Here is a 13180-nt window from a genome sequence, read left to right as displayed (position 1 = left end):
GTCTTAACTTAATGACATTGACCTAATAACTGAATCCAGGAATTAGTATTCAAATTGAGCAAATTCATTTTTCTTAAAGCTGCTTCAAGAGAAGTGATTGTTTGCGCATTCTTGGCTGCAGCACTTGCCTGGCCGCCATACAATTTCAGTGTTTCACTTCCTGCCAAAAAATTTTTAGTTTGGTTAACGTATTTACCATTTGCTTCCGTCCATTTTTCTGAAACTTTTTGAATTGCTTTTTGAGTAAAGCTTGAAGCAATCATTGGCACACAGGAAGAAACTAAAAACATAATGGTGATAACCCAGTTGACGGCTAAGGCATATCCTAAAGCCAGAACCATCTCAAAAAGCTGCATAATAATTTCAATTTGAGCATCGAAGCGATTAGTTTCAAGCAGTTTAAAATCATTCGTTAAAAAACCTAAACTACCACTATTTTGTTCATTGTCCTCTGCTAGCATCCCTTTAAAGATATTCATTCTTAAGTAAGTGTTGGTCTCTTTGATAGTACTTGTTTTTAACCGATTGAAAATTAGACCGGCAAGAAAAGTAATAATAAAACCGCTAATGACAATGATTAAAAATTCTTGCAAGTGAGAAAAGTTTCTTTGGGTGGCAATATTAGTTAAGGTTTGTACCACATATGCAAGTAATATTGCAGAGAAACTTGAAATAAATCCCATAAGAATCATTAAGATAAATTTGAAATGATTTGAGTATTTATAAAGCATAATTTTTCGCCCCTTTTTAGATGTTGGAATAATTATGCCATGATCTTTTCAGCCAAAAGTGATATATTGCATATATGCAAATTAATTTTTGGAGGTACAGATGAAATCATTAGGTCCAAAATTCAAACGATTAAGAAAAGAACAAAATATTACGTTAACTGCTGCTGCAAAAGGTATTTGTTCAACTTCAAATTTATCCCGTTGGGAAAACGGCAAAATTCAAATCACCTTCGATAATGTGATGAAGTTAATTAATCGTATTCATTTTACTCCTAATGAATTCATTGGCAATTCTGAAGCCGATAATGATGAAACCTTACCAGCAGAAATACGACAGGTAATCGAAGACGAAGACACCGTTAAAATGGAAAAACTGATCGCCTATTATCTTGATCTTTACCATCAAAACAGAAAATTTTTTGACCTATTTTTAGTAGTTGTTCTATGCAATCAGTACTTACTAATTAAGAACAAAAACTTATTGCCTTTTTCTGATCAAATGCGGCTTTATACTCACTTATCGCAAATTAAAGTTTGGAGTTCCTTCAACCTTTCATTCTTTGGCAACTGCGTTTTTATGATCAAATCTGATCGTGTTTTTGCTATTGCAATGCAAATTATCAATAATCAAGATTTAATTCCAAAGGACCCTACTTTTTATAATCTAATAACTATGATGGGAGTTTTAGATGATGCAAGTATTTCGCTTATCTTTCGAAAAGATTTGAAACGAGCAAAAAAACTTTTAAACGCTCTTGAGCAAATAAAACTGTCACAAGTATTTAGCTTCTTTAAAATGACTTTGAACTTTTTACAAGAGGTTGTACGATACATGGAAAATGGCGAAGAAGATGACATTTTAGAATTCATCCAAAAAACAGTTGATTTAGGAATGAATGACGCTGCCAATACCTTTATCGATGTATTTAAAAGGGCAAAAGAATTAAGGTAAATAAAAAGAGAAATTTCATATTTGTCTCAGATGCTTTACTGTTAATGCTTGGTACATTTGTCGTCAAGTTGATCAAATTCAAGAATTGGCGAAAAAAATAACTGCTTTAGCTCTGCAAAGCTAGCAGTTATTCAACAAATAATTTAATTTTTTAGATCCTTTCGTAACACTAAAACTGTTAGTCTTTTTTTTTAGCAAAAAACATAATGCTGACTTCTATTCTTTTACCAAATGGATCTCGCGATCAAACAACTGCCGCATTCCTTCATTGAAGTTATGAGCAATAAAGACAATCGTTGCTTTACTCTTCACTAAATTCTTCAAAATATTCATGGTTGCGGGTTGATCGATCGCACTTGTTCCTTCATCAATCAGAATAATGTCGCTATTGTGAACCTTGGCTCTAGCAAGCACGATCTTTTGCCGCTGACCACCAGAAATATTTAACTTATCCAAATTTAATTTTTGCTGCAAACCTTTATTAAACTTATCGATATCCTCATCAAAGTTAACTTCTTTGACAGCAGCTTCAACTTTTCCATCCAATCTTTCATTAAACATTGTGATGTTGTCTTCAATTGAAGCCGGAAAGACAATCGGATCCTGCGGAATATAACCGATCTTGCTTAGATCAGGCTCAATTTCTTTGCCATCCTGATCTTCAAAAATCACTTTACCCTTGCTTGGTTTGAGTCCGCCCAAAATCAGTTTAAACAGAGTCGACTTGCCCGAACCCGAATCACCTGTCAACAGAATCTTTTCACCTTGATTAATAGTTAAATCAGGATAAGTCAATTTTTCGCCATTCGGAAATTGCAGACACAAATCCTTAGTCTTGATGATGCTTGGAATTTCCAAATCAGTTTGCGCATGTGGTTGCACTTCAGCTGCCGATTCATCGATCTCATCAAGCAGCTTAGTCGTTCCCTTCATTGAACCGCGAGCTGACGTAATTCTATTAATACCAGAATTGAGATAAAATCTAAAGTTACCGACAATAACTAGAGTTCCGATTGTCAGTTGATCGTCTTTGATCAAAAATCCAGCTAGAACAAACAGAATCAAACCAAAAATTGCAGATACAATCCCATTGAGAGCCTCTAATAACTTTTGATATGCCGTTTGTTTCACCGTTGCATCTTCGAGCTTTTTAGAAGCTACTGATGAAACATTAAACAATTTAGCACCAGCAAAGAACTGTCTAATTTGAGCTAGGCCAGAAAGCCACTCGTTCAAAGAATCAAGGTACACTTGGTTGCTATCAGAGATCATCTTGGTGGCCTTTTGCAGCGGCTTTTCAGTTAATTTTGGCAAAAGCAGAGAAATAGCCACCATTAATAAGATCGTAATTAGCAGCAGCCAATTCAAAATAATCAGATAAACGATAACGCCAACAACGAGCGTGGCACCGTAAATGCCCATTAAAAATGGCTCATAATAGTTGCCCATTACGATTTCCAAATCGTTGGTTAAACGGTTTTGCATTGCAGCAACTTGATGTTCTTTACCGTCATGATAATAATGATCGACAATTTCTGCTCTAACTTGATTGCCGATTTCTTGCATTTGTTTATTTGATAAATAATTGAACCAAGCAAAAACTCCATATGAGATGAACATAAGTGTTAATGCAAGCAAGCTGATTAACCAGTAATTGCGCAGATTTTTAGTTAAAACAATATTTGCTTCCTGTTGAGCAACATAAATATTGACGATTGAAACAGCTGGCGTAAAGATCTGCAAAATGACAAGAAGAATAAATCTCTTAGGGTTAATTCGATATAATTCTTTTAAACTCATTCTTTATTCTCCTTTCCCTTAGCAGTTAATTTGATTTCTTGATCAAATTTTTCCTTTAATTCCGGTGTAAAGTTGTGTGCAATCATTAAAATGGTTTGATTTGTTTGAAGCAAGTTATCAATAATTTTCTCCGTTGCTTCTTGATCAATCGCACTGGTAACCTCGTCCATTAAAACAAAGGGCTGCTCATGAATTTCCGTTCTTGCCAAGACAACTTTTTGTCTTTGCCCGCCTGACAGATTTTCTGTTTTCAAATCAACTTGCGTATCAAGACCTGCAGGCATCTTAGCCAAATCAGGCTGCAATTGCACTGCTTGTGTTACCCGACCCAACTTGTCTGCGAGTTCTTCTTTGAACATGGTAATGTTGTCTTTGATCGAAACAGGAAAGACGATCGGATCTTGCGGCATGAAATTAAGTTCTGCTTTTTCATTTGGAATAATATTGCCAGATTGATCATAATAGGTGATCGTCCCTGTTTCAGGTTTTAATTCGCCTAAAAGTACTTTAAACAAGGTTGATTTACCCGTACCTGAATCACCGCTGAGCAAGACCTTCTGTCCTTTTTTAATTTCAAAATCCGGATAAGCAATTTCTTCGCCCTGATCATATTTAACTTTTAGATTTTTAACTGAAAGACTAAAGACTGGGACTTTTTCAGCAGCATGATCGGCAAGCTTTTTTCTTAATTCGGCAGTTTGTGCACGCAAGGTCTTGGTTGATTTCACTTTTGTCAGTGAGTCAGTAATATCCCAGATCCCGGAAAAAATAGTAAATGCAAAACCGCTGGCAACGACAAAGTCACCAAAGGAAATTTTGCCGAAAATGAAGAGCAAGCCACCTGTAATTCCTAAACCAAATTGTGCCAAAGTGTTACCAACACCATTAATTAAATATGACCAACTGGCGATACCTTCGCTTTTAATTCCGGCTTCCGCATAGTCGCCACTCGCTTTTTTTAGTTGCCGTGAAAGCCGACCATAAGCACTATAACGTCGCAATTCCTGCAGTCCGCCAAGCCAATGCTCAATCGCAGCCAATAACTTTTGATGTTTTTGATTGACTTGATCCATTGCAGCGGAAGTTTTCTTTTCTAGCAGCTTAGGCAAGTACAAAGTCAAAACCGCTAAAACCGCAGTTACAACAATTAATAACCAATTCATGCTGACGAGCAGACCAATAGCAATGATAATTTCAAACAAACCACTTAGAATAGTGATCCAAGAAATGGCATATTTGTCCGTAAGCAACTTCAAATTGGCTGTTAATTCATTTTGCATGTTAGCTACTTTTTCATCGCCCTGAACATAGTAGTGTTGCACGATGTCTTGCCGAATTTTGTGTAGATAATTCTGCGTCTGTCTAGTAAAAACAACCGTTGCAACTGGCAATAAAAGTGCTGCTAATACTTCCATCACTGCTTCAACAATTTGCCAAAAGAGATAAGTATTCAAGTGGCCAACTGTAATTGCATTTAGAGCATATTTAAATAGATATTCACCCATCGAACCAGCAATAGCATAAATTAAATATAAGAAAATAATTAAACCTGATCGCGGAATGTTTATTTTCAAAAGCTCTTTTAGGCTCATTTTTACTTCTCCTTCTCTCCCTTTATTTAAAATTTATTTTCATCTTCTTATTTGCTTTTAATTTTACCCCCCCTATGTTTAATTTACAACTAATATTTTAATTGGCAATAAATAGTCTGGAGAAAACAACTGATCTTTAGATACATACAAAAAATGCGCTAAGAGGAAAAGCTCTTAACGCATTTTTAAACATTTTTTGCTATTTTACGTAAGCATATTTGTAATTCCATTGCGTACCAGCAGTGTTATGAATGATGCCATGAACTCTTGAATTTTGCAAATAAGCCGTTGTTTGTTGATAAATTGGAGTGATCGCTTGTTCACTATTTACAATTCGAGCAGCTTTAACCAAATCCTGCCAACGGGCATTGACATTATTTGCGTCCTGGTTGGCTCCCCGATTTACTAACTGATCATATTTACTATTTGACCACTTGCCATAATTATATGAAGTGCCTGTCATTGGGATTTGCATAAAGGTCATTGGATCATTAAAGTCGCCACCCCAACCAGACAAATCAATGTCAAAATCGCCACTTTGAGCACGACTATCAAATGATTTTGCAGGAATATTTATTACATCAACTTTGATACCCTTTAATACTTTGGTCCATTGTGATTGTAAGTATTGCGTCAACTGGTCACTATCGGGGCTGTCATTTGAAGCTAAAAGATTAAAAGTTAAATTCTTTTCACCAATTTGCTTTAAGCCCTTTTGCCAATATTTCTTAGCCAAATCAGCATTATAATTAGTAGTATTTTTAACACTTTGCTGTTTAGCAAAATCCGTACCGGACTTTGGATCTGAAGCCAATTGACTGGCAACGAAACCGGTTGGGATTGTAGAACCGTCACCTAAAACCTTTTTTGTAATTACATTTCGATCAATTGCCAATGATAAAGCAAGACGAATATTGCGGTTATTCAAAGCCTTCCGATTTACTTTGTTTTTATCCTTAAAGTTATACATTAAGAAGCGAACATAAGAATATGGATATGACTTAAAATCTTTGTTGCTTTTCAAGTTTTTAACCTGTTCACTGGAAAGTGGCGTTAAATCTAATTTACCTTGTTGATATAATTGATAGCCCGTGTTGTTTGATTTAACCACTTCATAGTTTATCTTGTTCAGCTTAACTGCTTTTTTATCCCAATAATTTTTATTTTTAACAAATGACCAGAAATCATTAGTGCCATTCCATCCTGTAATTTTAAATGGACCTGAATAAACTTGGTATTGTGATTTAGTAGCATACTTACTACCATATTTTTTGACAACTTTTGTGTCCTGCGGCCCAAATAGTGGATAAGCCATTAAAACCTTAAAGTAAGCAATTGGACGTGTTAATTTCACAACTACCGTCCTCTTATTTGGTGCTGAAATCCCTAAACTATTGGGATTCTTTTTGCCTGCAATAATTTGGTTGGCATTTTTCACACCGCTGAATAAGTAGGAATATGGTGAAGCAGTTTTTGGATTCAAACTACGATGCCAGGAATAAACAAAATCTTGAGCAGTAATTGGATCTCCATTTGACCATTTCGCATTTCTTAATTTGAAAGTCCAAGTTTTTCCGTTTTTAGAAACAGACCCGGACTTTGCTAAACCCGCTGTTGGTTTACCATTGCTACCTAGGCGATAGAAACTTTCGAACACATTACCTGTTTGGCCATAACCGGTGGATTTACTAATGTCAATCGTGTCCAAAGGGGCAGTTGTACTCAAATTTAAAGTTTTACTATTTCCTGAACTTTGTGAATTAGAAGTATTGCCACAAGCCACAAGTACTATCGCTGCAGAAATAGTAACTAAACTTGTCGCAAAAATCTTAAATTTATTCATGTCATTCTCTCCTTTTATATTTTTTTAGACACAAAAAACGAGCTGCAGCCTAAAATGACTACAGCTCGTTTGAATAAGAATTTCAATCAATAAAAAATAAATTAACTAAAATAATTATAGATAGAGATGCGTTGCATGTTAGGCACGTCAAATAAGATGCTGTTACAGCAACAACATTCTCTAGATTCATTTGTAAATTTAAGTGCCAACATGTTTTTCATCTCCTTTTATGTCTTACAATTTATAAGTAGAATGATATCCTTAATTCCAGAAAAATACAATAGTTTTTTCTTATTTTTGGTTAGTTGTTTAAGCCTATCAGTTCATTGACTACTCAAAATATGAACTTTAGGTGATTTTTTAATTTCTGATTAAATCTGGATACTTCAAAATTTGACAGGAGGATATCTCTCTTTTTTATTCCTTTCCCACCATGTCGTCTACATAACGTTGTAAACTATCTAATAATTTACGGTCAACATGATTAATAATTTTTCCATTTCTAGATTCAAAATCGAAATTTTGCAATTGCCATAAAACAATATATCCTTTGACGCCTGTATTGCCGTTACCATTAATTAAAATAGGTAAGTATCTAGGATTATTTTCATATTTATTCGAAGTTGTAATTGGCATACCGATAAACATATGAGTAGCCTCATTATATTCATTTGTACTCATAACGACATAATGTCTACGAATATTACCTTTTCGTGGATCATGACCACCCATTTCATGACCTGAATGTGGCTCTGCATCTGCAATAATTACATCACCTTTTTTAGGAAATTGCATTAATCAATAACCTCCCTGCCAACAGGTTTTACTGATTGCAAATCCGTATCATTCTTTACATCATTTTGATAATCATAATTTTTCCATTCTGGATCAGCAAAAATATTTTTTCTTTTTTTAACAGGAGTAAAAATGATTGTAGTACCATCATTTTTTACTGTATATTCGTCACTAACAGCCTTTATTTCTTTAGGAACAGTTAAGGTTCTTGAATTTCCAACTTTTCTTAATTTAACAGTCATATTAATCGCTCCTTTATATACACAAAGTATACACACTCAAGGACATATTATCAATTAAAAAGTAGGGAAAGCTGATTCATTTATCCATAAATTAGTATTAAGTGTACTAAATGATTAATAAATTTAATTATGGAATTGATAAAAATGGCACAACGTTTGAAGCTAAATATCCTAACGAATTCAAATTACTTAAATTGAGTAAAGGTATTATCAAAGTAATCAACTTACGGCCTTTAATTGATTTTGCACGTGAATGGTTCGATCAAGAAGATCATCAATTTGGTAATATAATCTCATCGCAACCATATGTTCGTATTTAGTATAATTATTGCATTGGTAGTGAAGCTGATCGAATTTGAAGATCGGCGAAAAAAATAACTGCCTTAGCTCTGCAAAGCTGGCAGTTATTCAAAAACATTAATTAAATTTTGGATAGCACCGCCGAAGCGGCTCTACACTGAGAGGTTGACATTTGTATTGTCGACCTCTTTTTTATCTAGTGATATTATAGCAAGTTATAAATTAATCAACAAATTAATTGACCAGTATTTTTCATTCACTCGCAATTTTTATTTTCCATGCCATAAAGAAACAGATTATTTCTATATCGCACCTTATTTTTCAAAAGATAACAAAATTCTTTCTCGACTATGATGACTACTTAAATAATCTATTGCACTTTTTATATTATCAATAGAAAAGACTTCACCAATCGGAATAAACAATTGTTTTTTATCAATCAATTGCAGTAAAGTTCGATAGTCATTGGGAAAAGACGGTTTACTAATAAATTGAACGCCTCTTAAATTATTTTGTGCAATACTATAAACTTTATCTCCACTTCTAACATGTTCCATTAGTTCTCTTGTTACACCATTGCCAGCTATATCAACTACTGTACTAGGAATCTTTTCCATATGTTTAGAAATTCTAATACCATATTCAGAAATTTTATCATTAAGATACTTTTGTGAAGCTTTAGTAGTCATCGGCACAATCGATAATTTTGTTAAATTTGTTAAAAGTTGCATGAGAATCAACCCTGTCACAGAATTTGCACCGTAGATTATTATTTGCTTTGGTGAACTCTTTCTTAATAGTTTTAAGAATGTTAACGCAACATCTCCCCCTCCTATTAATGCTACTGCTTCTTCATCCTTAACTCCTTTTGGAATAGGAATAACTAATGGCGGCAAATTCGATAAAATCTTTTCTTGAAATGTTCCTTTAGGATTTAAAACTAGTACTCTCTTACCTAACAGATTATTAGAACGTAAAAATCCAACTTTCGATACTTTTCCTACTGCTCCATATCCTATTATTAACTGTATGATTCCGATTGGTTCTTTTTTAGGCGGATTAATTGTCCAACATTTTGGCAGCAGTATGGCTGTTGCTTTGGAAGGAATTGCGGAAGTATTGACAGCTGTCTTTTATCTATTGATTTTTAATAAAAATAAAGAATAAGTCATAGAAGAATAAATAAGTGATATTTCCTTACAAAGCAAGGTACTATTTATTTAGAATTTATAAGGAGTGATTTTTATGCAAGTTCAAGCAAAAATTACCAGCAAAAATCAAATTACAATTCCCAAAGCAGTTCGTGACACATTGAAACTTAACAAAAATGATAAAACCATTGTTTTTAATATTAAAGATAATGAATCCGTTACTTTAGAAAAACCTAAAAATAATCTATGGGATATAGTCGACGCTCAAGAAAAAGTCTACGGCAATATTGATACTCCAGAGATAGATTGGGGACAAGATGTAGGAGAAGAAAGGATCGATTGATGTATAAGCAAGGCAAAATTTATTTCATTAATTTGGAGTCTTCTAAAGGTAATGAAGAAAGAAAAACACGACCATGCATTATAGTTAGTAATAATCAATACAATCGTGTCTTTAATACTGTAATTGTAGTACCTATTTCTTCAGCAAAAAAATATCAAACAGAAGAAAAGTTTAGGAAATCACCACTTTTTGTTTTTCTTAATAAAGATAAAGTTTACGGTACAGCGTTATTACAACATATTCGTACAATCGATCCAAATAAACGAATCAGTGGCTCCTTAAAAGGGAAATTAACAGATGATGAGATGCAAAATATAAAGTCTGTATTACAACAATTTTTCTAATAAAAAAGTCCTTACCTACTTTTATGTAGATAAGGGCTTTTCATTCGATCAATTTATATTTTTCTGCAGCTTGATGTCAATAAACAAGCACAGTTACTCGATTTAAAAAGTACTAAGATTTTAACGCATTTTCTACAAATTTATTTTTTGCAATTCTTCAGAAGTTTTCTCTTCCGGCGTAATTAACTGATAATTTGCCAAAAATGATTTACAAAAATCCTGCGGCAGCTTATATTCTTGGTTAAAAGTATCGATCATTGCATGGAAATTCTGGTAATTACGCAAAGTAAAATCTTGCAAATCACCTTTAATTATCTTCTTTGCCTTTTCATACTTCGGCATCTTCCATCCCAAGTATTCAAACAAACGATAAGAATAATTGTCAACGACAAACTCGCCCTTACGCAAACCATACATCAAAATCACGTCAGCCGTTTCCGAGCCAATCCCTTTAATAGCTAACAATTCTTTACGCAATTTTTCTTTGGGCATTTCCTGCATCAATTCCAAATCAAAACTATACTTTTGAAAATATTTCGCTAAATTCTGAATAGTTTTAACTTTTCGAGTATAGAAGCCTGCTTTTTTAATTGCATTAGTCAATTCTTCATCCGTTAAGGCTAAGATTTTTTGCGGCAAAAATCCACTTACTTTGTACAAATCCTTTAATGCCTTAGCAACATTTTTCCAATTAGTATTTTGAATTAGAACCGTTGACCAAATTACTTCCCAATCTGAACGTCCTGGCCACCAGCCAGTGGGATCCATGTTGTCATACATTATATCGTAAAGCTGATTCAAAGTGATTTTAATTGCCATTTTTATACCCTAACCTCTAGCTATTAATACATAGACAGAGGTCTTTTTGCTCATATAAATTAATACTCTAAAAACTCATAAAACTAATTCCGTTCCAGCCATTATCTTGATAAGCATCATTAATTGCATGCAAATATAATTCACCAACATGCTTAGAAAGTTCACTGTGCAAAGCCATGGGACGAAGATCATTCATTAAGCCTTGTAAAATTCGTGGATAATATTCATCCTTTTCAATTCGCTTTTTTGCTTTTTCTAAAGCCTGAAGTTCCTTCGGAGCAACTGTATCATCATCAAGCAAATAATTTATCATTGCTAAAAATTGTTTTTCTTCATTAATACGTTTTTTTCTTCCAAACATCTTGTCTATCCCTCTTCTTATTTTACGAAAATTATAATTCACTTACTCAGCATTAATGATTCCAAGTTGCTTACGCAAAAACTTCCATATCTATCATCCTCAGATATAAAATTGTTATTTGATAATTAGTAACACTTCATAATTAAAGCGTTTGATTTTTTCGTTGGCGTATTCTTTAATATGTATTTCTAATTAATACTATATCTTTATTCAAATTGACAATATCTTTTTAATTTGCTTATAATAAAACACAATCCACTATTATGAAGCAAAACTCAATTTTTACTAAGGTTCAGAGGAAGTGTTTTTATGGAAGATGAAAAGTTGAATCGCGGACTCAAAAGCCGCCACGTGACGATGATTGCGATCGGCGGTGCAATTGGTACCGGATTATTCTTGGGTTCAGGTTCAGCCATCAAAAGTGCGGCCCATCAATCATTCTTTCCTAGTTAATTGTAGGAATCATTACCTTTTTTATGATGCGTGTCTTAGGAGAGTTGATTCTAGCTGATCCATCTAAACATTCCTTTTTAGATGCCGCAAAAGAATATTTAGGCGATCGAACAGAATTCGTCGCCGGCTGGACCTATTGGGCTTGCTGGCTAAGTTTAGCGATGGCCGATTTAACCGCTACGGGTATCTACTTAAAATATTGGTTTCCCTGGCTTCCGCAATGGGTAGAACCCTTGTTAATCGTTATTATTTTAATGTTTGTAAATATGGTCGATGTAGGGCTGTTTGGCGAACTTGAGAGCTGGTTTTCAATGATCAAAGTTATTGCAATCATTGCACTAATTTTGATAGGTTCAGTTCTATTGCTTTTTCATACAAAAGTTGCCGGGCGCACGACCTCGCTTGTAAATTTGGTCAGCAATGGTGGTTTCTTCCCGACAGGAATCAGCTGTTTTCTTACATCATTTCAAATGGTTGTCTTTGCCTTTGTTGGTGTGGAAATTGTAGGACTAACGGCCAGCGAAACAGCTAATCCAGAAAAAGACATCCCTAAAGCTATTAATACTTTGCCTGTAAGAATTGGACTCTTTTATATCGGTTCAATGCTAGCAATCATGGCGGTTTATCCATGGAATCAAATTAAAACAACCTCTAGTCCCTTCGTTCAAGTCTTTGCTGCTATTGGCGTCATGGGAGCAGCCGGAATATTGAATTTCGTGGTTTTACCTGCAGCAATGTCGGCAACCAACAGTGCAATTTTCTCTACCAGTCGTTCATTTTATGCATTAGCACGCGGCGGCAATGCTCCTAAAAAACTGGGCGAACTAAGCAACAAAGCTATTCCAAAAAACGCTCTAACTATTTCATCTTTGATTTTATTCATTGTAGTTATTTTGAACTACTTAATGCCAGCAAGAATTTTTGGTATTGTTTCGACGGTCTCAACAATTAATTTCGTAGTTGTTTGGCTGATTATCATGTGGGCACATATTAAATATCGTCAAGCTAACAAGAAAAAATTGGGAGCCTCTAAAATGCCAGGCTTCCCCTTTACGAGTTGGTTAACAATTCTTTTCTATTTGGCAGTTCTAGTTATTCTTTTCTTTATTCCTTCAACTCGCTTGCCTTTAATTATTTTAGCTCTATTTATTGTCTTTCTTTGGTTTATCTATAAAATTGTCTAAAAACAAAAATAGCATTCTGCTTTTGCAGGATGCTATTTATTTGCGATATTTATTAATATCAGTAACGTTGTCTTGTCGATTGCTCTGACTTTTTACTTGATTTTTATCAACAATCTCAGTCCGACGCTTATCACCCGACAGTGCCCCATTCAGCAAATCAACGAGGTCACCGAGAAGTTGATCTTCTGAGGCTGCAGGCTGAGTAGTTTTTCCATGTAAGTTGATTATTTTACTCATGTGGGCTGACTCCTTTAGAATTGGATTACTGTA

At 34.2% G+C, this 13180-nt stretch carries 12 protein-coding genes and 3 pseudogenes; 5 read left to right on the top strand and 10 right to left on the bottom strand.

Going from position 1 to position 13180, the window contains the following annotated elements; translation table 11 throughout:
• Positions 1-20 precede the first annotated feature (20 nt).
• Positions 21-731: pseudogene (locus B2008_RS00995) on the bottom strand (ABC transporter transmembrane domain-containing protein); the annotation flags it as partial.
• Positions 732-831: 100 nt separating this feature from the next.
• Here B2008_RS00995 and B2008_RS00990 point away from each other — a divergent pair.
• Complete coding sequence (locus B2008_RS00990) at positions 832-1683, top strand: helix-turn-helix domain-containing protein (RefSeq protein ID WP_281827767.1); 852 nt, start codon at positions 832-834, stop codon at positions 1681-1683.
• 216 nt (positions 1684-1899) lie between these two features.
• Here the strand turns inward: B2008_RS00990 and B2008_RS00985 are convergent, their stop codons facing one another.
• From B2008_RS00985 to B2008_RS00960, 6 genes are all read right to left on the bottom strand, one after another.
• The gene (locus B2008_RS00985) at positions 1900-3483 is read right to left on the bottom strand and encodes an ATP-binding cassette domain-containing protein (protein ID WP_281827766.1); all 1584 of its coding nucleotides are present in this window, start codon (positions 3481-3483) and stop codon (positions 1900-1902) included.
• Positions 3480-5075, bottom strand: coding sequence for an ATP-binding cassette domain-containing protein (locus B2008_RS00980; protein WP_281827764.1), 1596 nt, complete (start codon positions 5073-5075; stop codon positions 3480-3482). The genes B2008_RS00985 and B2008_RS00980 overlap by 4 nt, the downstream gene beginning before the upstream one ends.
• Positions 5076-5274: 199 nt before the next feature.
• A complete protein-coding gene (locus tag B2008_RS00975; RefSeq protein ID WP_281827762.1) occupies positions 5275-6918 on the bottom strand; it encodes a peptide ABC transporter substrate-binding protein in 1644 nt (547 codons plus the stop codon).
• A 417-nt stretch (positions 6919-7335) separates the two neighbouring features.
• Positions 7336-7713 (bottom strand): type II toxin-antitoxin system PemK/MazF family toxin, encoded by a 378-nt coding sequence (locus B2008_RS00970; protein WP_281827760.1) that lies wholly within the window; start codon positions 7711-7713, stop codon positions 7336-7338.
• A complete protein-coding gene (locus B2008_RS00965; protein ID WP_006352246.1) occupies positions 7713-7955 on the bottom strand; it encodes a hypothetical protein in 243 nt (80 codons plus the stop codon). Before B2008_RS00965 ends, B2008_RS00970 begins: the two co-directional genes overlap by 1 nt.
• 614 nt (positions 7956-8569) lie before the next feature.
• On the bottom strand, positions 8570-9151 hold the full coding sequence (locus B2008_RS00960) for a hypothetical protein (RefSeq protein ID WP_281827758.1): 582 nt from the start codon (positions 9149-9151) through the stop codon (positions 8570-8572).
• Positions 9152-9272: 121 nt separating this feature from the next.
• On the opposite strand from B2008_RS00960, the pseudogene B2008_RS00955 reads away from it, so the two are divergent.
• From B2008_RS00955 to B2008_RS00945, 3 genes and pseudogenes are all read left to right on the top strand, one after another.
• A pseudogene (locus tag B2008_RS00955) lies at positions 9273-9422 on the top strand (MFS transporter); the annotation flags it as partial.
• Positions 9423-9500: 78 nt separating this feature from the next.
• Entirely contained in the window at positions 9501-9749 is a 249-nt protein-coding gene (locus B2008_RS00950) for a type II toxin-antitoxin system PrlF family antitoxin (RefSeq protein WP_006352242.1), read from the top strand.
• Positions 9749-10093, top strand: coding sequence for a type II toxin-antitoxin system PemK/MazF family toxin (locus B2008_RS00945; RefSeq protein WP_281827756.1), 345 nt, complete (start codon positions 9749-9751; stop codon positions 10091-10093). Before B2008_RS00950 ends, B2008_RS00945 begins: the two co-directional genes overlap by 1 nt.
• A gap of 132 nt (positions 10094-10225) precedes the next feature.
• Here B2008_RS00945 and B2008_RS00940 read toward each other — a convergent pair whose 3' ends face one another.
• Together B2008_RS00940 and B2008_RS00935 are read right to left on the bottom strand one after the other, a co-directional pair.
• Complete coding sequence (locus B2008_RS00940; RefSeq protein ID WP_281827754.1) at positions 10226-10912, bottom strand: endonuclease III domain-containing protein; 687 nt, start codon at positions 10910-10912, stop codon at positions 10226-10228.
• A gap of 67 nt (positions 10913-10979) precedes the next feature.
• Positions 10980-11273: a bacteriocin immunity protein gene (locus tag B2008_RS00935; RefSeq protein WP_281827753.1), complete on the bottom strand. Its 294-nt coding sequence runs from the start codon at positions 11271-11273 to the stop codon at positions 10980-10982.
• 309 nt (positions 11274-11582) lie between these two features.
• Between B2008_RS00935 and B2008_RS00930 the strand changes: the two are divergent.
• Positions 11583-12910, top strand: a pseudogene (locus B2008_RS00930) (amino acid permease).
• Between the two features lie 36 nt (positions 12911-12946).
• Here the strand turns inward: B2008_RS00930 and B2008_RS00925 are convergent.
• Positions 12947-13147, bottom strand: a complete 201-nt coding sequence (locus B2008_RS00925) for a hypothetical protein (protein ID WP_281827752.1) — start codon at positions 13145-13147, stop codon at positions 12947-12949.
• Positions 13148-13180 lie beyond the last annotated feature (33 nt).

This window comes from Lactobacillus sp. UBA5813 (assembly GCF_002417895.1).
GTDB classification, from domain to species: domain Bacteria; phylum Bacillota; class Bacilli; order Lactobacillales; family Lactobacillaceae; genus Lactobacillus; species Lactobacillus amylolyticus.
Note: the sequence above shows the minus strand (reverse complement) of the source record. Positions and strands in the feature narration are given on the sequence as shown.